This is a genomic window from Thalassospira sp. ABD4_177, from assembly GCF_056160125.1.
The window spans coordinates 2,101,469-2,126,934 of sequence record NZ_JBSWWO010000001.1 but is presented as its reverse complement, the minus strand read 5'-3'; the positions used below and the strand labels follow the sequence as shown (position 1 = coordinate 2,126,934).

At 54.1% G+C, this 25,466-nt stretch carries 20 protein-coding genes and 1 tRNA gene; 11 read left to right on the top strand and 10 right to left on the bottom strand.

What is annotated here, in order from left to right:
• Window positions 1-147: 147 nt before the first annotated feature.
• Entirely contained in the window at window positions 148-945 is a 798-nt protein-coding gene (locus ACXAF0_RS09690) for a hypothetical protein (RefSeq protein ID WP_475345665.1), read from the top strand.
• 356 nt (window positions 946-1,301) lie between these two features.
• Here ACXAF0_RS09690 and ACXAF0_RS09685 read toward each other — a convergent pair whose 3' ends face one another.
• The 3 genes from ACXAF0_RS09685 to ACXAF0_RS09675 all read right to left on the bottom strand — a co-directional run bounded on the left by ACXAF0_RS09685 (window position 1,302) and on the right by ACXAF0_RS09675 (window position 4,620).
• A complete protein-coding gene (locus ACXAF0_RS09685) occupies window positions 1,302-2,048 on the bottom strand; it encodes a serine hydrolase domain-containing protein (RefSeq protein ID WP_475345664.1) in 747 nt (248 codons plus the stop codon).
• Window positions 2,049-2,238: 190 nt separating this feature from the next.
• The gene (locus ACXAF0_RS09680; protein ID WP_475345663.1) at window positions 2,239-4,422 is read right to left on the bottom strand and encodes an O-linked N-acetylglucosamine transferase, SPINDLY family protein; all 2,184 of its coding nucleotides are present in this window, start codon (window positions 4,420-4,422) and stop codon (window positions 2,239-2,241) included.
• A 121-nt stretch (window positions 4,423-4,543) separates the two neighbouring features.
• A tRNA-His gene (locus ACXAF0_RS09675) sits at window positions 4,544-4,620 on the bottom strand.
• Window positions 4,621-4,955: 335 nt separating this feature from the next.
• Between ACXAF0_RS09675 and ACXAF0_RS09670 the strand changes: the two genes are divergently transcribed.
• Both ACXAF0_RS09670 and ACXAF0_RS09665 read left to right on the top strand, forming a co-directional pair.
• Entirely contained in the window at window positions 4,956-5,957 is a 1,002-nt protein-coding gene (locus ACXAF0_RS09670) for a Gfo/Idh/MocA family protein (RefSeq protein ID WP_475345662.1), read from the top strand.
• A gap of 259 nt (window positions 5,958-6,216) precedes the next feature.
• Window positions 6,217-7,158 carry an IS110 family transposase gene (locus ACXAF0_RS09665; RefSeq protein WP_475346236.1) on the top strand — a complete coding sequence of 314 codons (942 nt, stop codon included), beginning with the start codon at window positions 6,217-6,219 and terminating at the stop codon, window positions 7,156-7,158.
• A gap of 41 nt (window positions 7,159-7,199) precedes the next feature.
• Here the strand turns inward: ACXAF0_RS09665 and ACXAF0_RS09660 are convergent, their stop codons facing one another.
• Window positions 7,200-8,372: an aminotransferase gene (locus ACXAF0_RS09660; RefSeq protein ID WP_475345661.1), complete on the bottom strand. Its 1,173-nt coding sequence runs from the start codon at window positions 8,370-8,372 to the stop codon at window positions 7,200-7,202.
• 390 nt (window positions 8,373-8,762) lie between these two features.
• Here ACXAF0_RS09660 and ACXAF0_RS09655 point away from each other — a divergent pair, with 390 nt between their 5' ends.
• The 4 genes from ACXAF0_RS09655 (at window position 8,763) to ACXAF0_RS09640 (ending at window position 14,419) form a co-directional block, all read left to right on the top strand.
• Window positions 8,763-9,101, top strand: coding sequence for a P-II family nitrogen regulator (locus ACXAF0_RS09655; RefSeq protein ID WP_007091888.1), 339 nt, complete (start codon window positions 8,763-8,765; stop codon window positions 9,099-9,101).
• 62 nt (window positions 9,102-9,163) lie between these two features.
• On the top strand, window positions 9,164-10,573 hold the full coding sequence (gene glnA / locus ACXAF0_RS09650) for a type I glutamate--ammonia ligase (RefSeq protein WP_475345660.1): 1,410 nt from the start codon (window positions 9,164-9,166) through the stop codon (window positions 10,571-10,573).
• Between the two features lie 137 nt (window positions 10,574-10,710).
• Window positions 10,711-12,483: a tetratricopeptide repeat-containing sulfotransferase family protein gene (locus ACXAF0_RS09645; protein ID WP_475345659.1), complete on the top strand. Its 1,773-nt coding sequence runs from the start codon at window positions 10,711-10,713 to the stop codon at window positions 12,481-12,483.
• Between the two features lie 103 nt (window positions 12,484-12,586).
• Window positions 12,587-14,419 (top strand): tetratricopeptide repeat-containing sulfotransferase family protein, encoded by a 1,833-nt coding sequence (locus ACXAF0_RS09640; protein ID WP_475345658.1) that lies wholly within the window; start codon window positions 12,587-12,589, stop codon window positions 14,417-14,419.
• Window positions 14,420-14,450: 31 nt separating this feature from the next.
• On the opposite strand, the gene ACXAF0_RS09635 is transcribed toward ACXAF0_RS09640, so the two are convergent.
• Both ACXAF0_RS09635 and ACXAF0_RS09630 read right to left on the bottom strand, forming a co-directional pair.
• On the bottom strand, window positions 14,451-16,112 hold the full coding sequence (locus tag ACXAF0_RS09635; RefSeq protein WP_475345657.1) for a diguanylate cyclase domain-containing protein: 1,662 nt from the start codon (window positions 16,110-16,112) through the stop codon (window positions 14,451-14,453).
• Between the two features lie 180 nt (window positions 16,113-16,292).
• A complete protein-coding gene (locus ACXAF0_RS09630; protein ID WP_167723929.1) occupies window positions 16,293-16,625 on the bottom strand; it encodes a hypothetical protein in 333 nt (110 codons plus the stop codon).
• Window positions 16,626-16,823: 198 nt separating this feature from the next.
• Between ACXAF0_RS09630 and ACXAF0_RS09625 the strand changes: the two genes are divergently transcribed.
• From ACXAF0_RS09625 to ACXAF0_RS09615, 3 genes are all read left to right on the top strand, one after another.
• Window positions 16,824-17,228 (top strand): OsmC family protein, encoded by a 405-nt coding sequence (locus ACXAF0_RS09625; RefSeq protein WP_475345656.1) that lies wholly within the window; start codon window positions 16,824-16,826, stop codon window positions 17,226-17,228.
• A 133-nt stretch (window positions 17,229-17,361) separates the two neighbouring features.
• Window positions 17,362-18,651, top strand: a complete 1,290-nt coding sequence (locus tag ACXAF0_RS09620) for an alpha/beta hydrolase (RefSeq protein WP_475345655.1) — start codon at window positions 17,362-17,364, stop codon at window positions 18,649-18,651.
• 15 nt (window positions 18,652-18,666) lie between these two features.
• Complete coding sequence (locus ACXAF0_RS09615; RefSeq protein ID WP_475345654.1) at window positions 18,667-19,587, top strand: alpha/beta fold hydrolase; 921 nt, start codon at window positions 18,667-18,669, stop codon at window positions 19,585-19,587.
• Window positions 19,588-19,590: 3 nt separating this feature from the next.
• Here ACXAF0_RS09615 and ACXAF0_RS09610 read toward each other — a convergent pair whose 3' ends face one another.
• The 3 genes from ACXAF0_RS09610 to ACXAF0_RS09600 form a co-directional block, all read right to left on the bottom strand.
• Window positions 19,591-20,565, bottom strand: a complete 975-nt coding sequence (locus tag ACXAF0_RS09610) for an adenosine deaminase (protein WP_475345653.1) — start codon at window positions 20,563-20,565, stop codon at window positions 19,591-19,593.
• A gap of 68 nt (window positions 20,566-20,633) precedes the next feature.
• A complete protein-coding gene (locus ACXAF0_RS09605; protein ID WP_475345652.1) occupies window positions 20,634-22,394 on the bottom strand; it encodes a tetratricopeptide repeat-containing sulfotransferase family protein in 1,761 nt (586 codons plus the stop codon).
• 306 nt (window positions 22,395-22,700) lie between these two features.
• The gene (locus ACXAF0_RS09600; RefSeq protein ID WP_475345651.1) at window positions 22,701-23,474 is read right to left on the bottom strand and encodes a helix-turn-helix transcriptional regulator; all 774 of its coding nucleotides are present in this window, start codon (window positions 23,472-23,474) and stop codon (window positions 22,701-22,703) included.
• 259 nt (window positions 23,475-23,733) lie between these two features.
• Between ACXAF0_RS09600 and ACXAF0_RS09595 the strand changes: the two genes are divergently transcribed.
• The gene (locus ACXAF0_RS09595; protein ID WP_475345649.1) at window positions 23,734-24,708 is read left to right on the top strand and encodes an EAL domain-containing protein; all 975 of its coding nucleotides are present in this window, start codon (window positions 23,734-23,736) and stop codon (window positions 24,706-24,708) included.
• A 120-nt stretch (window positions 24,709-24,828) separates the two neighbouring features.
• On the opposite strand, the gene ACXAF0_RS09590 is transcribed toward ACXAF0_RS09595, so the two are convergent.
• Window positions 24,829-25,455, bottom strand: a complete 627-nt coding sequence (locus ACXAF0_RS09590; protein WP_475345648.1) for a TetR/AcrR family transcriptional regulator — start codon at window positions 25,453-25,455, stop codon at window positions 24,829-24,831.
• Between the last annotated feature and the right edge of the window lie 11 nt (window positions 25,456-25,466).

Below are 25,466 nucleotides of genomic sequence, written 5' to 3'. Positions count from 1 at the left end.
TCGTAGATAAAAGCGCAGAAAAACAACCAAGAATTGACGAATCCTCAAATTAAGCGTTTAGCTAAACTGCCAATTAGGACAACAGCCTGCAAATGATGTCTAGTATCGGAATGTTTGGATGCAACGCATACTAAGGTTAGATCTGAAATGAAACCAGGAGACTGGAACGCGACCTTGTTGATACTGTTCGGGTGCCTACTCGGATTCATCGGTTGCGCACTATTCTTTCCGTATATCCCTGCTCTACCTAGCGGTTGGGGCAGCATCCTAGGTTCCGCTCTCGGTGCCGCTGGTGCGTTCATCGCTGCTTCTTGGAGTTTCTCGCGCCATCAAAATGCCAGTCGAATTAGTGCACTTAAGCCATTCCGAGAACGCTATGAATTGGCAACGTATATGCTTCCACGAACGCAGCCACTAATTCAGCATTCAGCTAAAGAACTGCAAACACTACATGAACGCGCAGTAGAGGCCAACCGTGTTCGGCCACTACCGAAAGCCTTGGAACCCAGAACTGCCGAGGAAATGAGAACGGGCACACTCCGGCTCTCTGCAGACAGAATCAACAAGATCCAACAGGACTGCGACGATCTTAGTTCAATGTTTAAGGAATTCTCTACACGACATCTAGAGGAAGCAATCTATTCTCTAAGAAACGTAATAGAAGCACTAACTTGGATTGCTGACAACATGGAAGCAACTTTGTCACCAAGAGATATGTTCAAAGTGAAGTACGCTCGGGATTGCTTGCTTCTAGCAACACAAAAGGCTGAAGAGTCACGGATAGGGCCAATGAACCCGTTTATGTACACTAGCCCAACTCGCTTTGACGAACGAGAGTCTTACGCCATCTTCATTGCCGCCCCTAATATCTGCATAAAAAAGATCGGGGAAGCTCTGACGTCGTTGCATTCTATCGAAAGCCAAAAGACTAGGGTTTTGGATTAACTTCACACACCGTTACCCGCACAACGACTACGAAAAAGTGAAAAGGCCTGCTATTCCTGTCTGGCCTTTTCATATGCTCGTTGTCACTTCAATCAGGCCAGTGAAAGCACTGGCCCCTCAAGCAGGTCCATCAAATCCCCGAAATATCCGCCTGATCGTGCCGGTGATGTCGGATCAGAGGTAATGGCCACCGCCAGGTCCTTTTCGGGATGTGCCGCGATGATCTGGCCACCATAGCCGCGGGCGATGATGAAGCCGCTGCGGCTCAGGAACCAGCCATAGCCATAGGCAAGCCCCGAATACGGTGATCGGGTGTAGGCCTGGGTTGATTGGTCAATCCAGTCGGCCGGGATGATCTAATCACCTTCGAACCGACCTTGATCGCGCATGAGCGCCCCGATGCGCAACATCCCGCGTGGTGTCAGCGCCATCTCGTTCCCGCCGAAATAATAGCCCTGCGGATCCTGTGTCCAAGCCGGAATTTCAATGCCGAGCGGCTGGCCAAGGGCAGCGCGCGCCTGTTCCAGCAAGCTTTTCCCGGTCGCAACCGTGAGCACGGCACCAAGGATATGGGTGGTACCGGTCGAATAGATCATACGCCCGCCGGGGTTTGCAACCATCGGGCGGCGCTGCGCGAAGGCAACCCAGTTGTCGGAATTGACCCAGGCGCCGTAGTTACACCCTGATGTGCCCTCAAGCCCGGCCCGGAGCGTTACCAGATCTTCGATGGTCAGATTTTCGACACCGTGGGTGGCGTTCGCGGGAATGATAGATGGCGCGATCTCGCCGATGGTGGCTTTGACCGAGGGGATCGCGCCTTCTGCGATCGCGGTACCCGTCAGCAGACCGATGATGCTTTTCGAACATGACTTGATGTTCGCAACCCGATCCAGACCCGGCCCGCGCGGGGCTTCGGCAACAATAACCTCGTCACCACGTTGGACCATGATGGCATGAAGCTGGGACATGCCCGAAATGCGCGAGCGGATGTCGGACGGCGTTTGTGCGAAGGCCCGGCCAGCAAAGGGAACGGCCGCCGCCCCCAAAAGGCTCGCTGAGAAGGCACGGCGGGTCAGCATCAAAAGGGGGTGGTCGCTGGGCATTTATATCAGTCCTTGGCGGTTGGGATCATATGCGAGCTCAAACCATGGGCAGCCCAGATGACCGGGATGATCAGGTGGCAGCAACGCACAACCTTCCGGCCCATCGAACCGGAAGATTAACCCCTTATCTGGAAGTAATTCGTCAGGAATGTGACATCAGATCACAATGGATCCTGCCCAGAGTCCGGAGCTAGACACTCACGGCAATATCCGAAAGTGCTTCGCCTGCCAGTCGTTGTGCAAAAGCACGCTCAAGCCCCTGCTCAAAACCGCGTGTATAGCCCTCGGTATCAAAGAGCGGCTTGGTCTCGCGGTTGGTGGCAAGTTTGCTGCGCAGTTCAGCCAGCATGTCCGGGTTTTGCGCGAGTTTGAGGATGAGTTCCTCATAGGCTTCAGGCGTTTCCGTGGTCAGTTCCGGCAGACCGATGGCCGACAGCAGGCTGGCGGCAACGCGGGCGGCGAACTGTTTGCCCGCCAGTGTCACCACCGGCAATCCGGCCCACAGCGCGTCGCTGGCGGTCGTATGGGCGTTGACATTGAAGGTATCGATAAACAGATCGGCATGGCGCAGGCGCGCGAGATGTTCGGATTGCGGCATGTAACCGGCAAAGATCAAACGATCCCCAGAAATACCGTGCTTTTCCGCCGCCGCGCGCAGATTGGCCTTGGCCCCATCATCATTGCACCAAAGCCAGAGCACACTGTCTTCGACCTTTGCCATCACGCGCATCCAGATGGCGAATTCCTGCGGCATGATTTTGTAATTGTTGTTCAGGCAGCAGAAAACAAAACCGTCTTCGGGCAGGTCAAGTTCGGCACGCGTCATCGACCTCGTCGAGATTTCGCGCGTATTGTCGTTGGGCTGATAGCAATCGGGAAGATAAATGATTTTCTCATGATAACCGCCGCGCTGTTCGGGCGGAACAACCACCGGGTCGGCAACGATATAATCGATGAAATCTGCCCCCAGTGTGCCGGGATAGCCAAGGTAGCTGATCTGAAGCGGCGCCATGCGCCCGGTAAATGGCTCCAGCCGGGCATCGCGGGTATAGCCCTTGAGATCAATCGCGATATCAAGGCTGTGTTCTCGGGCAAACTGCGTCAAATCGCCATCGGACATGTCCTGCACGTCAAAGAACTGATCAACATTTTCAAGCACCTGATCGCGGTTCGCATCGGTTTTGCTTTTGCCATAGCTGTAAACGAAGATTTCGAACTTTGGCCGGTCATGATGGCGCAAGATGCCCGCCATCAGGAACATGGTCGCGTGATCATGAAAATCGGCCGAGAAATAGCCAAGCCGGATCTTGCGCCTGTCGGCAGGCGTCGGCTCAATCGTCGAGATCGGGGCTGCTTGCGAGAAATGGCTTTGTGCCCAGTTGCGCGCGCGCGCCAGTTGATGGGCCGGATGATCTTCAAATGGCAACAGCGGGAATGGCACGGCTGCCTCCCCGGTCACCCCAAGCTGATCGGCGTATTGATCAAACAAATCACACGCCCGCCAGTCGCACAGTTGGCTTTGTTGACGCAGTTGCTCGACAATGGCCGGGACGTAACCGGGCTTGACCGCCAAGGCACGTTGATAGGCCTCAATCGCTTCGGGCGCGGACTTAAGTGCGGCCATGGTTTGGCCAAGGCTGTACCAGGCCTCAGCCAATTTTGGCTGCAGCTTGAGCGTCTTGAAATATTGCTGTTTGGCATCCTCAAGCCGTTCGCGTTCGCGGAGCGTGTTGGCAAGGTTATAGTGCGCATCAACGTAATCGGCCTTGCGCGCAATCGCATTCAGATAGCAGCCTTGGGCTTCTTCAAGCTTACCCGCACCTTTAAGGAGATTGCCAAGATTGTTGTGCGCCTCAGGGAACTCTGGCGAAGCGGCAATCACCGCGCGATAGCATTCCTCGGCCTCCGCCAGCTTGCCCAGACGTTCGAGAATGACCCCGAGATTGCTTTTGGCGGCAACCATATTGGGCTGCAGGCGCACGACCTGGCGCAAAGCCTGCTCGGCGTCGTCAAGCAGGTTGAGGTTGCTGCTGACCGCAGCACGGAAGTTCCAAAGCTTGGCCGAATTGCCATATTGACCCAATAGCTGTCCGGTCATGGCATGCACATCTTGCAGGCGACCGGCCTGATACGCTTGCGACAGTTTGGCAAAAACCTCGGCTGGCGGTTCGCCCCCAGCACCGCTTGCACCACCCTTTGGCCCGGCACCGGGCTTGACCGGACCACTTAGCTCCGCCAGGGCGGATTTGACGCGTTCGTTCTTGGGGTAATCAACAAGAATGGCTTCATACAATGCGCGCGCCTCGGCGATTTCACCTTTGCGTATATGCGCCTTCGCGCGCTTCATTGCCTGATCAACTTTGAGCTTCGCCATACGACCCCGAACCTAGATATTTTTGGGCAGTCTAGATGATAAACCGCCAAAGGCAACCGGGGCGCGGGAAAAAGGCCCGCAAAAGACAAAAGGCCAGGCATTTCTGCCTGACCTTTTCACATGGGGCGAGTGATGGGACTTGAACCCACGGCCCCCAGTGCCACAAACTGGTGCTCTAACCACCTGAGCTACACCCGCCATCGTGTGGCGCGGTTTATATGGCCCGAGGCCTGCGACGTCAAGCGCATATTTTCACTTTTTTCCCGGCAAAACGGGCAAGTCATTCAAAGCGCCGAATTTTGCGGGATTGCGCTTTGCGATCATGGCCTGAAGCCTTAAATCATTCAATTTTTTGCCCACCCTGACCTTTCGGGCATCTTGCATGTCGTGACATATGGCTTAATTAGATCAATTCGATTACGGACCCGCAAAGCTGTTGGGATCACCATATAATACAGCAGGCGGGCTGCCTGCCCCGCAGCAAGTGCAACGGGATGCTGGCCACAAAAGAGAAAAACAGACGGAGTATCGGAATGAAGTGGGGCGTTCTTAGCACCGCCAAGATCGGCACGGAAAAGGTCATTCCGGCCATGCAGGAAAGCGATCAGCTTGAAATCCTGGCCATTGCCGGACGCGATCTTGAAAAGACCCGTGAGGTGGCAGAAAACATGCGCATTCCGCGCGCCTATGGCTCCTATGAGGAACTGCTGGCCGATCCGTCGATCGAGGCGATTTACAATCCCCTGCCCAACCATTTGCATGTCGAATGGACGATCAAGGCGCTTGAGGCGGGAAAACATGTTCTGTGCGAAAAGCCGATCGGCCTTCATACCGAAGACGCCAAACGCCTGATTGAGGCCCGCGACAAAAGCGGCAAACAGGTTCTCGAAGCCTTCATGGTGCGTCATCACCCGCAATGGCTTGAGGCCCGCAAAATCGTTGAAAGCGGCCAAATCGGCCAGCTTACGACCGTGCAGAGCATCTTTACCTATTTCAACGCCGACCCGAACAATGTGCGCAACAAAAAGGACATTGGCGGCGGCGGTTTGCTTGATATCGGTTGCTATTGCATTGTCGGCCCACGCTTTATCACCGGCAAGGAGCCGGTGCGTGTGGTGTCGCTGATGGACAAGGATCCGAAATTCGGAACCGACCGTTTGGTATCGGGCATGCTGGATTTCGGGTCCGGCCTGCAGGCAAGCTTTGTATGCGGCACTCAGTCGGCAGCCGTTCAGCGCGTGCATATCCTTGGCTCTGAGGGCCGGATTGAAATCCTGATGCCGTTCAACGCCGTACCGGAAACCGAAGCCGTCATTCGCGTTGCCGGCCAGAAACAGCCGGGCTTTGACGAAGCCCGCGAAATCAAGTTTCCGGTCTGCAACCAGTACACCCTGCAAAGCGAAGCTGCGACTGCGATTTTTTCTGGCGACAGCCCGGTCGATTACCCGATTGAAGACGCGATTGCCAATATGCAGATTTTGGATGCCTTTACCCGCTCTGCCAAAACCGGCAGCTGGGAAATGGTCAAATCCTGATCAACACCTGCGACAGACGAAAAAGGGGTGCCAACATATGATTGGCGCCCCTTATACATTGAGAGGCACGAACATTTGGTATGATGTTCGTGCCTCTTTTCATTTTGGAGCCTGCGTATACGCAGGCTCCCGGATCCGTGAGGTGTTGATGCGGCCTTGGATTTTTACATCCGTAAAAAAGCTGAACACTCACGGTCTCTGGAGGCATTGTCGAACCGCTGGAAGAGCTTTGACGCTCGAGTATAAGGAGGACATTGCCGTGTCTTATACTACCCGTTTTGTTGGTATCGATGTATCAAAATCCTCGCTTGATCTGTGCATTTTACCAGACAAACACACCCTGCGCTTTGCCAATTCAGAAACCGGGATTGCAGACCTGATCGCCAGACTGCAGGCTTTCCCGGGGCTGGAGCGGATTGTTCTGGAGCCAACCGGCGGCTATCAACGCCTTCTGGTTCGAGCTTTGCAAGCTGCACAATTACCTGTTTCAAAGGTCAATGCCCTTCTGATCCGCCACTTTGCCAAAGCGTCAGGAACCCTGAGCAAAACAGACAGGATTGATGCCTTTGTACTGGCTGATTACGGCCAACGCATGTCGCCGCGCCTGATGGCCAGAACAGATGAAGCCCGCTATAAACTCGCTGATTTTGTTGCCCGTCGGCGCCAACTTACACACATGCTGATCCAGGAGAAGAACCGGCTTGAGAAGCCTGATAATCCGGCTCGGGCCCTGATCGAGGAAACCGTCAACTTCCTCACCCGTCAGAGACAGGAGGTCGAGAAGCTGATGCGCGAATGTGTAGACTCATCCCCGGATTTGACGGCGATATTACATGTTCTGTTGACCCAGAAGGGAGTGGGTTTTGTAACGGCTTGTGTGCTGATCGCTGAATTGCCCGAGATCGGACTGTTTGAAAAAGGGCAGATTGCAAAGTTGGTCGGTGTCGCCCCGATCAACAGAGATAGCGGTCTGTTCCAGGGCAAAAGAATGATTGGCGGCGGACGCATGGAAGTGCGCAATGCTCTTTACTACGCCGCATTACCGGCAATACGTTTCGATCCTCTGCTGCGCGACTTCTATAAGCGCCTGACTGAAAACGGAAAACCCGGAAAGGTTGCTGTCATTGCCGTCGTCAGAAAAATGGTCACGATCCTCAATGCGAGAATGCGTGACCACTATGCTTTAATCCTTGACGGTTAATACCGCCCCTTTTTCATTTTGATCGTTGACCGGCGGCCGGTTTACTTGGCAAACGCCTTTTTCATGCGGGCGATTGCCTCGTCCATCTTGGCTTCGTCCTTGCAGAAGCAAAAGCGCACAAAGTGGCGCACGCCGCCATCTTCGCCCTGATAGAATGCCGATACCGGAATGGCGACCACGCCGGCTTCCTTGATCATGATCTGACAAAACTCGACATCATCACAATCATATCCCAGCGGGCGGAAATCACAGGTGATGAAATATGTCCCCTGGGAATCCAGCACTTCAAACCCGACGTCCTTGAGCCCCTTCATCAGATAGTTGCGCTTGGCTTCCATTTCGGCGGTGAAGTTCGCGAAATAGGCATCATCCTTGTTCAGTCCGAACGCCACACCATGCTGAAGTGCTGGCGATACGGTAAAGACAAGGAACTGGTGCGCCTTCTTGATCGGCTCCATCAGCTTGGCACAGGCCGTGATATAGCCGATCTTCCATCCCGTAAGCGAGAAGGTCTTGCCCGCCGATCCGATGCGCACGGTGCGTTCATGCATACCCGGCAAAGTCATCAGCGGGGTGTGTTTGCGCCCGTCAAAGACGAGGTGCTCATAAACCTCGTCACACAGCGCGATCACGTCATGCTTGATACACAGATCGGCGATGAATTGCAGCTCGTCCTCGCGATAAACCTTCGAGCATGGGTTTTGCGGCGAATTCAGGAGGATCAGCTTGGTTTTATCCGAAAAGGCAGCTTCAAGCTCTTCGCGTGGCAGTTCCCATTTCGGCGGTGTGACGCGCACCAGCTTGGGAATGCCGCCTGCCAGCTTCACCATCGGAAGGTAGCTGTCATAAAGCGGCTCAATCAGGATGACTTCATCACCCGGGGCAACCAGCCCCAGAATGACGTCGGCCAGGCCTTCGGTCGCACCGACGGACACCAGCACTTCTTTTTTCGGATCGACCTCGATGCCATAGAAACGCTTGTTATGATCGGCAACGGCCTGAAGCAGTTCGGGCACACCGGCCAGCGGCGGATACTGGTTGGACAGATCGGTCAGTGATTTCGCTGCGGCCTCGCGAATATCGGCCGGTCCATCTTCATCTGGTGCGCCCTGCCCCAGATTGATGGCCTTATGCTTGATGGCCAGTTCGTTCATCACTTCAAAGATCGTAATCCCGCCCGAAGCGAAAAGCGGATTGCCGACGAATTCAGTCATGAGGCGTCCTTTATATTATGGTCAATCACCGGATTGGTGGCTTCCGGTCGAGTCCCGATCATCGTGCACATTTTCGCGCACGATAGAACCCTTTCATCGCAAATCCTGTTGCATGATGCCCCATGATTGGCAAGCCCGTAACCGATTGAATGGGACTGCCTGTCTTCCAAACAGGCTATTTGCATATTTTTTGAACATTTTGCCTAAAACGCAGTCAGCGATATGCCCGAAAATCTTAAAAATTTCATGGGTTTTGCTGGGTTTTCGCAGCGAGAATCCTTAGAATGCCGTGGCCGGTGAAAACTGGCATGGTCCATGCAATAGTCAGCGGGCGAAGCATTACGCTTTACAGAGTTCAACGCAACTCTCGCCAAAAAGCAGAGGGCGCTAATGAAAAAAATTGAAGCCATCATCAAGCCGTTCAAGCTTGACGAGGTAAAAGAGGCCCTTCAAGAGATCGGTCTCAAAGGGATTACCGTTACCGAAGCCAAAGGTTTCGGACGTCAGAAAGGTCATACGGAGCTGTATCGCGGCGCCGAGTACGTTGTGGACTTTCTGCCGAAAGTAAAGCTGGAAATCGTCGTCGAGGACACGCTGGTCGAGCGTGCGATTGAGGCAATCCAGCAAGCCGCTCATACCGGGCGTATCGGCGACGGTAAAATTTTCGTTTCCTCACTCGAGGACGCGATCCGTATTCGTACTGGTGAACGGGGTAACGACGCGATCTGATCGGTCACGCCTTAAGAAGAACACCATACGGTAACTGTTTATGAGTTTTAAAGGGTTGCATCATGTCTGACGCTGCTTCTGTACTTAATCTGATCAAAGAAAAAGGCATCCAGTTTGTCGATCTGCGCTTTACCGATTCCAAAGGTAAATGGCAGCACACCGCGCAGGATATCTGCACGATCGACGAAGACGTCTTTGTTGACGGCATCATGTTCGACGGTTCGTCGATTGCCGGCTGGAAAGACATTAACGAATCCGACATGATCCTGATGCCGGATCCGGCCACCGCTGTTGTTGATCCGTTCACTGCTCAGCCTTGCCTGATCCTGTTCTGCGACGTTATCGAACCGGCCACCGGCCAGGGTTACGAGCGTTGCCCGCGATCGACCGCGAAACGCGCACTGGCTTACATGAAAGCCGCTGGTATCGGTGACACCGCATTCTTCGGCGCAGAGCCGGAATTCTTCCTGTTCGACGATGTTCGCTGGAGCACCACCCAGGAAAGCATGGCTTACGCTGTTGACTCCGAAGAAGGTCCGTACAACACCGGCACCGAATTCGAAGGCGGCAACCGCGGCCACCGTCCGGGTCCGAAGGGTGGTTACTTCCCGGTCCCGCCGGTTGACTCGGCAAACGACATTCGTGCCGAAATGGTCAACTACATCAACGAAATGGGCGTGCGTTGCGAAAAGCACCACCACGAAGTTGCACCGTCGCAGCACGAACTGGGTATCGCATTCGGCACCCTGATCGAACATGCCGACGCCATCCAGATCTACAAGTACTGCATCCAGATGGTTGCACACCAGTATGGCAAAACCGCAACCTTCATGCCGAAGCCGATCTTCGGTGACAACGGTTCGGGCATGCATACCCACCAGTCGATCTGGCACGAAGGCAAGCCGCTGTTCGCAGGTAACGGCTATGCTGACCTGTCTGACACCGCTCTGTACTACATCGGCGGTATCATCAAGCACGCCAAGGCCCTGAACGCATTCACCAACCCGTCGACCAACTCTTACAAGCGTCTGGTCCCGGGCTTCGAAGCACCGGTTCTGCTGGCATACTCTGCCCGTAACCGTTCTGCATCCTGCCGTATCCCGTACACCGCATCGCCCAAAGGCAAGCGCGTCGAGATCCGCTTCCCGGATGCAATGGCCAACCCGTACCTCGCCTTCACCGCGATGCTGATGGCTGGCCTTGACGGTATCGAGAACAAGATCCACCCGGGCGAAGCAATGGACAAAAACCTCTATGACCTTCCGCCGGAAGAGCTCAAAGAAGTTCCGACCGTTTGCGGCTCGCTGCGTGAAGCGCTTGAAAGCCTCGATGCAGACCGTGACTTCCTGAAAAAAGGCGACGTTATGACCGACGACCTGATCAGCGCGTATATCGAGCTGAAAATGGAAGAAGTCATTCGCTTCGAACAGGCTCCGCACCCTGTTGAATTCGACATGTACTACAGCGCATAATCTTCCATCCGGAAGACTTCGCTTACAGGAAACGCCCGGCCGATTGGCCGGGCGTTTTTCGTTTCGACTTAAACCGTTTGATTACCCCTTTCCGATAGGCTTGACCCAACCATTTGTATCGGGATTTAATCAGTGTCATGAGCAAGGCAGCGTCCACGCCCAGTTTTGCGGTAAAACGCAACCGCCAAAAGGCCGACAAGCTGATCCGCGCGGCGCAAAGCGCGCTGGCGTCGGGCAAGGCTAATGATGCGCTGACACAGGCGCAACAGGCGGTATCGCTTACTCCCAATTACGGCCCTGCCCTGTTTATTGCCGCACAAGTTCAGCGCACGACCGGCAATCTGACGGAAGCCGCAAAGCTGCTGCAAACAGCCTGCAACCTTCCTGATACCAAGATTGAGTATTTCAGGGAGCTCGCCGGTATTTTTGCCCAAAGCAACCGGTATGACCTTGTCCAGCAAATCCTGTTTGCCGCCATCCGCAAATTTCCAACCCACGGCCAGACATATAGCGACCTTGGGGTTTACCTGATCCGGGGAGAACACATTAATCAGGGCATCAGCATCCTTGAAAAGGCTGTGGCCTTCAGTCCCGATGACTGGCGTGCCCTGAACAATCTTGGCTCCGCCTTGCTCAAGGTCGGGCGCGAGGCCGAGGCACTGGAATATCTTGCCCGCGCCGAAGAACTCGCCCCGGACGATCAGGAACGTCGGGTCAACAACCTACTTCAAATCGGTGAAGCAAAGCGACACACGGGCGATCTTGAAAAGGCGACGGAATACTTCCGCAAAGCCATCGCCGAGAAACCCAAATCCGGACGTGCATGGCATGGCCTTGCCGATGTCACGAAATTCATCGCCGACAGCCCTGATATCACGACCATGGAAAATATCCTGAGCGAGGATACGGGTGATCTTTCAAAGGTGGATCGCGAAATGATCGGCTTTGCACTCGGCAAGGCCTATATCGACAGCAAAAATCCCAAACAGGCAATCTTTCATCTCAATGCGGCAAATGCTCTGCGCCGGAAGGACTTTGCCGAGGACACCCCGACCCACAAGGCCTATGATTCAAAGTCTGCCTGTGCGCGTGTGCGGGCGATTGCTGACTACTTTCCAGCCACCCTGTTTGAAAACCTGCCGGAAAAAGCAGGTGACGGTCCTGATCATGCCTTTATCGTCGGCATGCCGCGTTGTGGCAGCACGCTAACCGAACAAATTCTTGGCAGTCATCCTGATGCGCTGGCCACCGGCGAAGTGCGCAGCTTGCCGAAATTCAAGGACCGACTGTTTGGCAGCCTTTTCCCCAGCCATCCCGAGGACCACGATAAGATCAAAAACCCGGCATTGCGGGCGGAACTTGCGAAATCCTACCGCGAAGAACTCCTTGCGATGTATCCGCCATCCGCGACGACCAAAACCATGATCGACAAGATGCTGGGGAACTTCGCCTGGGCCGGATTGATCCTGCTTTCAGTTCCCGGCGCCAAGATCATTCACTGCCGCCGCAATCCGGTCGACACCTGCCTGTCATGCTATTCCAAGCGCTTTGCCAGTCTGCAGGTATATGCCTACAACCAAACAGAACTGGGGCACTATTACCGCGCCTATGAAGACCTGATGGCGCATTGGCGGGCTGTCCTGCCCAAGGACCGGTTTATCGAGATCAATTACGAAGACCTTGTTTCGGACATCGAACCCGAAGCCCGTCGTCTCATCGATTTTCTGGGGCTGCCCTGGAATGATGCAGTCCTTGATTTCCACAAGACGGAACGCTCGGTCCGTACCGCCAGCGCTGCACAAGTCCGCCAAGGCCTGTATCAGACCAGCGTTGAACGCTGGAAGCCCTACGCGCCCTATATCCAGCCGCTGCTCAAAGCGCTTGGCACCACCCCGGACCAACTAAAATAAAACCGATCGAAGCGCCAGTTTCTTCTGGCTAATCCGTGTTTGCTCTAGGCGGCCTAACGTCTCACGAACGGCCAAAACATTCGAGCAAACAGGATGCCCGCAGATGATTGATGATCAGCTCGTCGGACGCGCCAAAACGCGCACAACGAACGTCAATGCGAAAGCCAATTTCGTACCAGCCCAATCTTGTAAATTGAAGACTGGCCTGGCTGAAATCCGCAAGCAATGGTCATCAGGACACCGCCGTACCGCTCGCAAGTTATGTAACAAACTGATTAGCGAGCATCCTGAAAACGGCGACTTGATGCAGCTTAACGGCTTGATTCTTCACGAAAACGGCCAAACAGACGAAGCGATCAGAAGTCTTGAAGGCGCCTGCAACAGCGCCGAAACCAAACCGGTTTATTTTACTGATCTTGCCGCAATTCTTAGCAATTCGGGATACAGCGATCAGGCCCGCACCGTTTTGCTCGCCGCACAAAAGCGGTTTCCGCTTGAGGCAAAAGTCCATCTGCAATTGGGTCTTCTCGAAGCTCGCCTCGCTGGAATACACCGTGCAGTTCAACACCTAAAGCACGCCATTGCCCTCGCGCCAAAGGACTGGAATACGTGGAATGCAATGGGGGCAGTTCTTTTATCCCTCGACGACATTCAGGCAGCCATGCGGCATTTTGATAATGCGTTCGCACTGGCCCAGCAAAACGGTGAAACCAAGGCCTCGAACGATACCCAAATCAGCTTGGGCGAATGCCACAAGGAACTTGGCAATTTCGAGGAAGCACGAAAAATATTCGAGAAAGTCCTAAAGAGTGAACCCCGTAACGTTCGCGCATGGCACTGTCTGAGCCTGATCTCGAAAATCCCGCAAAACCACCCAACCCAGTCAGAAATGCAGGAAATCTATTCTTCCGGCAAACACCACAACTTGCCTGCCAAAGACCGCGAGATGTTTTGGTTTTCGATTGGCAAGACGGAAATGGACCAGAACAACTACGGGTCCGCAATGAAGGCGCTTGAAGAGGCCAACCGTATCAAGCGTCAAAACATCTCCTATTCGCCCGAAGCAATCGAGAACTTGCTTGATGATATGCGATTGGCATTTCCAGCAAAGCGTTTTGCGCAATTGGCCCCTGTCCGCGACCAGGATTCTGAACCGCAACATGTCTTCATTGTCGGTATGCCACGTTCAGGCACGACACTGATTGAGCAAATTATGAGTTCCCACCCCGCGATTTTTGGCGCAGGCGAACTTGATGTTATGGCCCGTCACCATCATGGGTTGATCGAGCATAAGATGAAATCCGGCACCAATCGCGAAAGACCCACACAGTACGACGACGAATTTGTTCATTTGATCGGCAAGGCATATCGTAAAGAGACAATAGCGCGCATGTCACGCATTGCGGCAAACAGCCCCACCCCTGACAAAACGCGCCGTATCATTGACAAGCTTCCCGCAAACTTTGTTCGGGCGGGCATGATCGCATTGATGTTACCGAACACCCGCATCATTCATTGCAGTCGCAACCCGGTCGCGACCTGCTTTTCGATCTATAACCGCCGTTTCGCTGGCATTCAGAATTTCGCCTATGACCAGAAAGAACTGGGCCATTATTACAATACCTACCTGAAGTTCATGGAACATTGGCGTCAGGTACTCCCAGCAGATCGCTTTATCGAAGTCGATTATGAAAACGTTGTCGAGGATCTGGGAACCGAAGCCCGACGTCTGATCGATTTCGTCGGTCTTGAATGGGATGACACCTGTATGGAATTCTATAAGACGAAGCGGCAAATCCGCACCCACAGTGCAATGCAGGTGCGCAAGCCAATCTATCGTGACGGCCTGAAAAACTGGGAGCCCTACACAAACTATCTGCAACCGCTGCTTGACACGCTCGGTCTGGATAAATCAGGACGGCCTTCGAACTCTTAGGCACCGGAACGGGCCCGAAAAGCCGAAGGACTTATTGTCCCTCGTCCTGATGCAGGTCCGGTTCGAGCTCGGGGGTATAAAGGCAATATTGCGCCTTGCCCGCCGCCTTGGCTTCATACATTGCTTTGTCCGCGCGGCGGAGTTGTTCGCTCATATCACATCTGCCCCCATCAAACACGGCCAAGCCAATAGACGCTGAAATGCCGCAATCCTGTCCTTCCCAGACAAATGGTTGGCTCATTTCGGCAAGTATGGCATCAGCAGCCTCAGACATTTCCTTTTCGCCGCCCTTGTTCAAGAACAGCAAGGTGAATTCGTCACCGCCCAACCGTGCGACTTCTTCTGCCCGGCGTGCAGCCCGTTTCAGGCGCTTGCCTGTTTCGACCAGCACCCAATCCCCTGCCGCATGGCCCTTTGTGTCGTTCAGCCGTTTAAAGCCATCCAGATCAAGGATAAAGATCGCCGCTGGCGTATCGGTACCACGCAGGACGTTTTCGCACTGATCCAGCTTCTGCATGAAGCGCGCGCGGTTGGCCAAGCCGGTCAGTTCGTCATTATTGGCCTTGTTTTGCAGTTCGCGCGCCGCATGCTTTTGCTTGGTGATGTCACTTGTCCACCACAAGACCGACTCTTCGCCTTCAAACGACAAAGGTTCGATCGATGTCTTAAGCCAGCGCGCATCGGCCATATCCGGGCGCCGCAGGCGAATTTCAACATCCTGAAGTTCGCCAAGGAGATCCATATCCTTAAGCGACTTTTCGCGATAACGCTTGGACAGAAGTATGGCATCAGAGGGCTCCTTCTCGTCTTCAATGCCAAGCATCTTGGAAAACGTGCTGTTAAAGAAGGTAAAGACACCGCTGTCGCGCTTTGAAATACCAACCCCGATCGGCGCACTTTCAAGCAGCCCCGTCAGGCGCTCTGATGCTTCGGCTACCTCAGCCTGTGCCTTTTTCAGGCTGGTCACGTCAATCAGCGACCCGATGGTACCGGCAATCGCCCCGCTCGGCCCTTTAAGCGTTGATGCGGCAAACAAGACGGTGCATTCGTGATCATCCATGGTAAAACTGACCTCGTCGCGCACCTGCCCTTCGGTTTTGCACAAAGGGGTTTCAAATTCTGTGATCGTCTTGGCAAGTGATTTTGGCGCGAAATCGTCCATTCGCTTTCCGATCGCGTCCAGGGCATTGAGGCCAAACAGCTCTGCAAAGGCTTCGTTGCAGCGCGTCAGAACCCCTTCGTGGTTTTTCAGATAAACCGGGGTGGGTAGTACATCAATCAGATGCTGGATAAAGGTCTTGTGTTCTGCCAGTGCCTTGGCAAGTTCCTGTGCCCGGCCAGCATCGCGCAGAACAAGCGCAAATGTGCCTGACGGTCCGACATCGCAATGCCAAAAGAAGGGAGTCTTGCCCAGGCGAAACGCCGGAAGTTCGGAATACTCGCCCGATGAAATGGCAGCAAGAGCAGTACGCACCGCACTCACCGCGTCGCCATCGGTAAATTCGCCATTCTTGGCGAGATACGCCAGAAGTTGTTTGACCTCTGTGCCCTTGCGCAAAACCGATTTCGCATCGCCAAGCTGCTTTTCCGCAGCCGCGTTGACATAGACGACCTTAAGATCGCCTGGATCAAGAAAAATAAGACTATCGCGTGACAACGCCGCAGTTGCCACCACATCCGCACTGACTGACAAGACACCCGGCGCGCTGCAAAGGCAGCGCTCTCCCTTTATTCATGTTTTATGTGATGTCCCATATCAGACCTTTTAAGGTGGTCTTGTATATTTATGCCCAACCCATTGCATATACTGGAGAATAAGTCATTATTTTTCTGATCATCAGAATGTCGAATACAGGTATTAGCCGACTAATCCCTATTTTTTGGCCGGAAGATCGATATAGCCGCGGTCAATGCAATGTTCGAGTTCCTTGGCCACCGCGAGCATTTCCTGAAAACATTCGCGCAGGTGTTTGAGCTTTTTCAACTCTTCGGCCGTCGGGTGCTCATCGGCGCGATCATCGCAAAGATGGAAGGCAAATTTTAGGTAATCTGCCCGAAGTCGGGCAACCGTGATCATCAGCGGAACGGCATTTTCAACAGACATATTGGGAATGGCCGGACTTATGATCTCGTGATTGATCTCACGCAGGACATGCTCCATGCCCATCATGAAACGACTTTTGCTGCGCGTCGGGTCCTGTGTCATGTCCGTCACTCCTGAACCATATGGATCTGAATATTTGCATCAGTATCCGCTCGGAAAGTAAAAACTCCTATAACAACTTACCACTCATGGTCGCCGATTTCACCATCGCACATCCGATTGTCCGTGATCACACCTTGCAGGCACATCCAAGGCGGGCTAGAGGTTAATGCAACAGTTTTTAGAGATGGGAATGCGAATATGGAAGCACGTGTAAAGTGGCTTGAAAACCTGACCTTCACCGGCACCAGCGGCACGGGCCATGGCGTTGTTATGGATGGCGACAAGGATAACGGTTTCGGCCCCAGCCCGATGGAACTGCTTTTGCTTGGCATTGGGGGCTGTTCGTCCATCGACGTTGTGCATATCCTGAAAAAAGGCCGCGAAAACGTTCTGGATGTCGAAACCGACGTCAAAGCAGAACGAGCCGAAACCGACCCGAAGGTCTTCACCAAAATCCATCTGCACTTCAAGGTAAAGGGTGAAAACCTCAACGAAAACAAGGTCGGGCGCGCGGTTGAACTTTCGGCGGAAAAATACTGCTCTGCCTCGATCATGCTGTCGAAAGCCGCAGAAGTTACCCATAGCTGGGAACTGATCGAGTAAGCGGTTTCACCAATCGGCATGCCTTAAAAAAGCGATCTGTTCACAGGTCGCTTTTTTGTTGCTCGCACCATACGGATCGGCGCGTTAACATCACGCAAGACACTAGGCTCAGGACCCAAACGGAGCAGACATCATGGGCACGCCCCGCATCCTCAAAACCGGCCTGGCTTCACTTGCAATATGCAGCTTGTTGGCAACAGGTGCCTGCGCGTCATCGGAAACGGCCCTTAAACCATCTGGTGGCGCGATTACGGCCCCGGCTGCTGGTACGTCATTTGATGACTATGTCCAATCCACGCGCCAACAATTGCGCGATGTCCTTTCCCAAACACGGTTCGCCGAAGAAGAAAAACCGTTCAACACCCACTCCCTTGATCAGGTTGTCGACATGCGGGCGCCCTATGCCCTGGGCCCTGTTGGCACCACATGCGAAGGTGAAGACACCAGCCTGCGGGGAAATGGTGTTGGCTTCCTGATGATTCATGGCCTGACCGACAGTACCTATTGGCTCAGTGACATTCGTGACGATTTGCGTGACCGTTTCCCTTGTGCCGCTTTCCACGGGGTCCTGTTACCGGGGCACGGCACCGTTCCGGGTGATTTGCTTGATGTCGAATATGAAGACTGGCTGGAAACAGTGCGTTTCGGGTTCAACAGCTTTGACGACGACGTTGAACACATCATTCCGATGGGCTTCTCCACCGGTGCGGCCCTGATTGGCCGGGTTTATAGCAAACATCCTGATCAGGACCGGGTTAGCGCACTTGTCATGCTTTCGCCCGGTCTTGCGGCCAAAAGTGGTCAGGCGTGGCTCACCCCTTATGTCCGCTACGTCAAAGACTGGGTCGGCGTTGGCAAAAACAACGATCCGGGCAAATACGGATCAATGGCAATGAATGCCGCCGCAGAGTTCTATCTGCTGACCAAGCCTTATGGCGATGGCAGCCTGCCGGATTTTGATGTTCCGGTTTTCGGGGTTGTCAGCTCGGACGATCAAACGATCAACCCGGACGTCATGCTTGATTTTTATTGCAACAAAGTCACAGCCGCCCGAAAACACCTTGTCTGGTATCAGGGAGAGATAACCTCTGCCACGATCCTGCCGGACTGTTCGGGCATTGATATTGTGCGCTCGGAAAATCATGAGCTCCGCACGCTCAACCACGCCCATACGGCCATCACCATGAGCCCGAAAGACCCGATTTACGGGCTGGACGGCTCGGCACCGGATTGCGGGCACTATGATGACGCCGATGCCCTTTCGCGCTGCCAGTCGGGAACCGACATCATATATGCCGAGCGCAACCTGTTTGACACGGCCCCGGATGGCGTGCTTCGCCGCGGTACGTTCAACCCGGACTTCACCGGCATGATGGACAAGATGTCACGTTTCATCGCGATGTCTTTGACAGCTCAAGAGTAAGACCGATAACCACGCATGACCATCAAGACCGAAATTTTCGAAACACCGGGCGGTATCAACATCCGCTATGGCGTTCAGACACCAAAAAATGCACGCCAGCATATCCTGATCTTGCAGGGACGCGGGGAATATATCGAACGCTATCAGGAAACCGCGGATGAGCTTGCTGAGCGTGGTTTTGGCTGTGTAACCTTTGATTTTCGCGGCCATGGCGGCTCATCGCGGGAAACCAGCGACCCGGTTATGGGCTATATCCATGATGTCGCCCACTATATTGCCGACACGCGCCATGTTATCGGCCATGTCCGCGACAACCACGGCATCACCTGCCCGATTGCGCTGACCCACTCGACCGGTGGTCTGGTTGCGATGGCGATGATGCTTGACCAACCAGATTTGTGGGAAAGTGCCGTGATGGTCGCACCCTTTTTCGGTCTGGGTGGCCATGACTGGTTGTCGCTCGCGGCACAATTCGTTGCAGACAGCATGTGCCGCTATGGCTTTGACAAGCAATACCTGCCCGGTCAAAGCAAGCTCAGCCCCTTAGCTACGTTCGAAGCTGATAACATCCTGACATCCGATGAGGCCCGTCATGCCAGAAATGTCGCGATCCTGCAAAAACACCCGAACCTTGTGGTTGGTGGTGTTTCTGCCGGATGGCTTGATGCCTGCTTCAAGGCACAGGCATCGGTTTCCGACCGGATCGAGCAGATGAAATCAGGCCAATGGTCACTGCCGCCCATCACCATGGTTTTGGCTGGCAATGATCAGGTTGTCTCCAACCAGACCACCGAAGACCTGTTTGGCAATGTGCCATCCGTCACCGTCACGGAAATCCCCGAAGCCCGTCACGAGATCCTTCAGGAACGCAATCTTTACCGCGACAAGTTCTGGCAGGCGTTTGATGCGCATATCGCGCGCTGCCAGACTGCTTGACGGTTAAAGCTTGGCCAGAAGCGTCGCCTTGGTGTCGTTATCAATAAAGGCAGCATCAATGGCCGTACGGGTCAGGCCGGTAAGCTCCGCCGGGCTAAAGCCAAACACATCCTCGGCCCGCTGATATTCATCTGCCAGCGAGGTAAAGAAGAACGGCGGATCATCCGATCCCAGGGTGACCTTGACCCCGGCCTCGTAAAACTTGCGCAACGGGTGGGATGCATAATCGGGGAAAACCGAAAGCGCGATATTCGATCCCGGGCAGACTTCCAGCACGATCTCGCGTTTGGCCAATGTATCGAGCAGTTTCGGGTCTTCGATGGATCGCACGCCGTGACCAATCCGGGTGACGGGAAGTTTTTCAATCGCATCCCAGACGCTCTGCGGTCCTTCGACTTCGCCGGCATGGGTCGTGCAGCCAAGACCACCATCACTCGCAATTTTGAAAGCCGGATAGAAATCTTCCTGCGTGAACATGCTTTCATTGCCGCCCATGCCAAACCCAACAATGTATGGATGGCCACAGGCCACTGTTTCGCGCGCCACCTTGACCGCAACATCCGGGCCGACATGGCGCACACAGGTCATGATGATGCGGCCAATGATGCCGGTTTCCTTTTCGGCACGATCGATGCCCGCGACCACCGCTTCAAGATGATCGTCAAAGGACAACCCGCAATCCGCCGCATGGGTCGGAGAGCAGAAGATTTCGACATAAAGCGTTCCGACCTTTGCCTGCTCCACCAGATACGAATAGGTCAGGTCGGCGTAATCCTGCTTTGTGCGGATGGCCGCACTTGCCTTGTCAAAGCTTCTGAGGAATTCCGGAAAATCGTTCCAGATATAACGATCCTGATCATCGTAAATGCCATCTGGCAGGGTCAGGCCATTACGCTTGGCAAAGCTCCGCACAAGGGCGGGCGTCATCGCCCCTTCAAGGTGCAAATGCAGTTCTGCCTTGGGAATGGTGCTGGTCATCGACGTACTCCGGATTTCTCGGTATCTGTTTCCATTTGATACCTTGTAACCCGAACAACAACCAAAGGTCACGCAGCAACCGCACGCCGCGACGACTTGGTGGCGGCACGCCACGCACGAATTTCAGGATCATCGGCCAATGCTGCCAATGGTCCGATAAACGGTTCAAACCGTTGCCATTTCCGAAGAGAGTCCTGATTGATCGGACGGCGCACCTGGATCATGCTGGCCGTCGCAGCGGCTTTGTCTGCGCGATAAAACTCCAGACATTCCGGATGCCAGTCCAATCCGCAATGCGCCAGATAATCGCACGCCACAGCCTCTGGCGCCGACACCAGGTCTTCATAGACCAGATCATAAATCTGGCCATTCTGATCGGTTTCAAACGCTGCCTTCATCAGATCGACATAAGCGCGATAATACTCGGCAAACTCGCCCAGATCGTCGGAATAGCGCATTGGGATCGAAAACGGCGTCGTGTAAATCGAAAGACAGGTCGCCAGGGGATGACGATGGGTGTGAATGATCGGCGCATCGGGAAACACCCGTCGGATCATCTCGATCCGCAGGAAATTGGCCGGTGTCTTGTTGGTGACAAAGCGTTTGTCTAGCGCATAGGCCTTCAATGCTTCCAGATACTGCTTGCGAATTTTGACTGCGGCCTTGGTATCAATCCGCGCCAGTTGCTCGGATATCTGGCCACGCCCGACGACATCAATCACCGCCTTGGCAAAATCACCAATTTCACCAGCTGCATGCACATCGGGATGCGCGCCCAAAATCCGCTCTGTCAGGGTCGTGCCTGAGCGCGGCATGCCGACGATAAAAACTGGCTGTGGGCCGATTTCTTCAACATTCACAGTATCTTCCAAAATAGGCTCTTTACCGACCATCTCTTGCAGGCAAGCAAGTTCCTTGAGCTCTCGTGCCATATCAAAGGGACGTTCCGAACGGTTCGCCGCGTGCCCCTGTTTATAGAAGTCAAAGGCCGCTTTCATATCGCCTTTGATTTCTTCGATCTTTGCTCTCGCGAACGCGGCTTTGTATCTCTCACCTTTCGCTGCATCTTCATTTTTCAACATTGCGTCCAGATAACCCGACGAATCCTTCGGCATGGATTGAGGTCGCATGAATGAAACAATGACATAAGGGTGCGCACTGCAGGCAGGGTTCGACTCAATTAACGCCAAGCTCGCGCTAACGGCTTTTTCCGTATCGGCTGCCAGCGCATAGGAGGATGCCAAAAACATGCGCAACGAAAGATCATCAGGTTCATTTGCTACCAGCTTTTCAAGCACATCAAACGCCTGAGTGTACTTTTCCTGATGTAGATAGATACGAGCAAGCAGCGTCTGGCTATCTCGGTATTTCGGGTTTGCGGCAGGAAATGTACAGAGCATTTCAACCGCTTTTTCAAGTTGCGGCGCGTGACTAAGGCCGGGACTTCTGAACACCTCGCTCTGATAAAGTACGTCTGCCAACATGTAGGTCAGCATCGCGTTTTGCGGCGCAGCATTCAACCGCCTTCTGATAGCCGTTTCCAATGATCCAAAGTCATTTGATGCGTAAGCGTATTGAAGAAAGTTTTGTGCAACAGGCCCGAAAAGCCGATCTGTCACTGGCAAGGAACCAAACAGTCTTTTCAAACGCCTACCGGCATTTTGAGGCGAACCACCCTGAAGCTCGCTGACAGCTGTCATGATCTGGATGTCGGTTCTTTTTGGATGAAGGCGTGTAAGTTGCGCACCAATCTTGGCCGCCCGATCAAATTGGGCGGATGACATTGCTCGCTTCATTTCCAGCGCAATATCTTTTTGTGACTGCGTCATTGATCTGTCCTTGGATGCGCAAAATATTAACACGCCCCCACCCCAAGCACAGAACGACTATAGGTCAGCTATCTTCTGCTGCATAGCACAATCCAACTATTTATGACCATTGTTCACGTAAATGTGACCAAACTGCCACACACTTAAAACCTCATCCTTAGACATTACTTTTTTGGTTATATTTCAGATTTATCGCGATCCGCACAAACCAACTGGGTTTAGGGGCAGTCCGCTAACACACAGCTCAGCACCCGCTTCCCATAAAAGAGGTGCGTAAAATGACCAAGATGAGTTGGTAAATCAGCCTTAAAGAGCCGAGATTTCTGAACCAACCGTCCTCGGCGCATAGCCGAACCGGCGGGAAAAGGCACGGGAAAAGGCGCTTTGATCGGTGAAGCCAACCATTTTTGACAGATCAGACATCGAAAGATGGATGTCGGGATCGCGCAAAAGTGCCAAGGCCATCTGCAGGCGTTGCTCGGTCAGCCACCGCATCGGACTTGTGCCGACATATTGCTGAAAGGCACTAAACAGGCTGCTTTGCGACTTTGTGGCAACGTTGGCCAGATCATCAATCGAAATATCTTCGCCCAACCGGGCCTCGGCCCATGCCATGGTCCGCAGAAGCCGTGATGGCAATTCCTGTTGGGTGACTGCCCCAACGTTTCTTGCCCTCTGACTGCGCACCAACAAGGTTTTCAGGCACATCACCCCTTCTGCATCGATATCCTCATTCGCAGCGGCAATGCCGCCAAGCAATCTCGCCAAGCCCTGTTGATGACCAGACCGGACCTCAAGATAAGGTGCGGCACTGCCATGGCGATGCCAGAGTGTCTCGATGCCGGTACGCTGAGCCAAATCGATGTTTACATCGAGCACCAGAAAGCGATTAAGCCCCTCTGCCCGATAGGCGTGCGTTTTCCCGGCTTCGACAAAAGCCAGCTGACGGCCCAAAACTTCCCCGCCCCGACCTTCAACCTCCAACTCGAGCTTGCCAAGGTCGGAGATGATGATCTGGTGAAAATCGCTGTGGCTGTGGCTTTCGACTTCGGCGCGGTATTGCCGCATGCTGTAGCGCATCTGGTCCTCAAAACAACACGTGTGGGCCAAACCATATCAGGGCGCCGGGCAATGACCAATTCTTTCGCGCAGCACGGCAGTTGATCACCTACCCGCACTTTTGTCGTAGATGGTAGAAAGTGGAACTAGTCCATTGATTGCCAAGTTTTCTGTGCTGGATTTTTTGTCGCACAGAGCCATATGTTACGCTAGATTCATACGAACAAAGCCGGTTGGCACAAGCCAACAGCAGCACGACGGGCGGACCGGGGAGAATGAGGTGACCTATTGTGAAAAATGTGATTCGGTTCCCGAAATCGCCCCCGCAAACGGGACACTCTATCTCTGGCCGCCGGTCGCCCATACGACGGGTAAAATCCTGACCGGTGCGAAGTCCGTTGGTGTTGAGGTGGAAAAGTCGCCCTCTGTCGCAACGCTTTCCATCCATTACACCCGTCCGGGGCTGCGCACGCTGATTGATTCCCTTTCAAAAGATCTTCTGCCCGAAGAGCTTGCCGATACCAAGGCCCTGATCATGCCGGGCGAAAAACGCCCCGAGATTGATGATATCGCCGATATCACAAGCCTTGGCGCAATTCAGGCCGCCATTGGCGCCGAATGGCTGGGCGATTTGCTGCGTGACAACCGGCTGAACTCGGTATTCCAGCCGATTTTTGCCATCAACGACCTTGGATCCCCCTATGCCCATGAATGCCTTGTCCGTGGGGAAAGCCCGACCGGCGATGTGATCAATCCCGGCCAATTGTTTGATGCGGCCCAATCGGCCACCCTTCTGTTCCAGCTGGATCGCGCGGCGCGTGCGGCCAATGTACGCAATGCGCACAAGGCCGGGATCAACGGGAACCTGTTTATCAACTTCACACCCAGCTCGATTTATGATCCTGATTCCTGCCTGCGCTCGACAATCGAGGTCGTCGAACAATGCAATCTGGACCGCAGCAATGTGGTGTTTGAAGTTATTGAAACCGAGAAAGTCCGCAGCACTGCCCATCTGAGCGCCATTCTGGAAAGCTACCGCGCGTCGGGTTTCCGGGTGGCACTCGATGATGTCGGATCGGGCTATTCGACGCTGAACCTGCTGCCGGAACTACGCCCGGACATTATCAAGATCGACCGCGAACTGGTCGACCATGTCGATCATGACAAGTTCAAACAAGCCATCGTCAGCAAACTGATCGCACTCGCCAAACAGCTTGATATCCAGGTCGTTGCCGAGGGGATCGAACGCGCATAGGAGCTCGATTTCCTGCGCGACCATGAAGTTGATTATGTGCAGGGCTTCCTGCTTGGCCGTCCTGCCCCGACGCCGTTTTCGGCCAAGGCCGGATAAGCGCCCCAACCACCCCACACGAGCCTAAACGCGGGCCATCTCGGCCAATTCGCGCCCGACCATCCGCTTGTAGCTTGCCACGATCTCGCGCCCCTCAGCACGGGGGACCGAGATGGCAAGACGCATGGTGGCTTCACCGGCATACATGATCAAAAGACAGCGCGCGGCGATGGTTTTGAAATCCCCATCATTGCCCCGCACGCGCAGGATCGCCTTGGCCAGAAGGCCCGCATTGGCGCGGCTGACTTCCAATTCCATGTCGCGCAGGGTCTTGTCGGCCTGGGTGCCTGTCCAGATATCGCAAATCACAGGCTCGGCCAGAAACAGCTCGTAATAGGTATCAATCAGCTTATCGAACGCGGTTTTCAGCTCATCTGCCGTGCTGACCTTGGCAAGGCCGTCTTCGATGCAGCGCAGGGATTCGTCGTGATAGCGATCGGCAAGCGCGTGAATGATCGATGCCTTGTCCGGGAAGTACTGATAAAGCGACCCGATGGAGACTCCGGCCTTTTCCGCGACTTCCCCCATCCGGATCGCATCACTGCCCTGGGCTGAAATCAGATCGCAAGCGACCTTGAGGATGGTATCGACCCGTTCCCGGCTTCTTTTTTGGGTTGGTGCACGGCGCATCTTTTTCGCGTTATCAGTCAATGCCTTGGATC

Excerpts from the sequence above, each read along its gene's own strand:
- ACXAF0_RS09690 (WP_475345665.1), top strand. The coding sequence starts at position 148 with ATGAAACCAGGAGACTGGAACGCGACCTTGTTGATACTGTTCGGGTGC.
- ACXAF0_RS09685 (WP_475345664.1), bottom strand. The coding sequence starts at position 2,048 with ATGCCCAGCGACCACCCCCTTTTGATGCTGACCCGCCGTGCCTTCTCA.
- ACXAF0_RS09680 (WP_475345663.1), bottom strand. The coding sequence starts at position 4,422 with ATGGCGAAGCTCAAAGTTGATCAGGCAATGAAGCGCGCGAAGGCGCAT.
- ACXAF0_RS09670 (WP_475345662.1), top strand. The coding sequence starts at position 4,956 with ATGAAGTGGGGCGTTCTTAGCACCGCCAAGATCGGCACGGAAAAGGTC.
- ACXAF0_RS09660 (WP_475345661.1), bottom strand. The coding sequence starts at position 8,372 with ATGACTGAATTCGTCGGCAATCCGCTTTTCGCTTCGGGCGGGATTACG.
- ACXAF0_RS09655 (WP_007091888.1), top strand. The coding sequence starts at position 8,763 with ATGAAAAAAATTGAAGCCATCATCAAGCCGTTCAAGCTTGACGAGGTA.
- glnA (WP_475345660.1), top strand. The coding sequence starts at position 9,164 with ATGTCTGACGCTGCTTCTGTACTTAATCTGATCAAAGAAAAAGGCATC.
- ACXAF0_RS09645 (WP_475345659.1), top strand. The coding sequence starts at position 10,711 with ATGAGCAAGGCAGCGTCCACGCCCAGTTTTGCGGTAAAACGCAACCGC.
- ACXAF0_RS09640 (WP_475345658.1), top strand. The coding sequence starts at position 12,587 with ATGATTGATGATCAGCTCGTCGGACGCGCCAAAACGCGCACAACGAAC.
- ACXAF0_RS09630 (WP_167723929.1), bottom strand. The coding sequence starts at position 16,625 with ATGACACAGGACCCGACGCGCAGCAAAAGTCGTTTCATGATGGGCATG.
- ACXAF0_RS09625 (WP_475345656.1), top strand. The coding sequence starts at position 16,824 with ATGGAAGCACGTGTAAAGTGGCTTGAAAACCTGACCTTCACCGGCACC.
- ACXAF0_RS09620 (WP_475345655.1), top strand. The coding sequence starts at position 17,362 with ATGGGCACGCCCCGCATCCTCAAAACCGGCCTGGCTTCACTTGCAATA.
- ACXAF0_RS09615 (WP_475345654.1), top strand. The coding sequence starts at position 18,667 with ATGACCATCAAGACCGAAATTTTCGAAACACCGGGCGGTATCAACATC.
- ACXAF0_RS09610 (WP_475345653.1), bottom strand. The coding sequence starts at position 20,565 with ATGACCAGCACCATTCCCAAGGCAGAACTGCATTTGCACCTTGAAGGG.
- ACXAF0_RS09605 (WP_475345652.1), bottom strand. The coding sequence starts at position 22,394 with ATGACGCAGTCACAAAAAGATATTGCGCTGGAAATGAAGCGAGCAATG.
- ACXAF0_RS09600 (WP_475345651.1), bottom strand. The coding sequence starts at position 23,474 with ATGCGCTACAGCATGCGGCAATACCGCGCCGAAGTCGAAAGCCACAGC.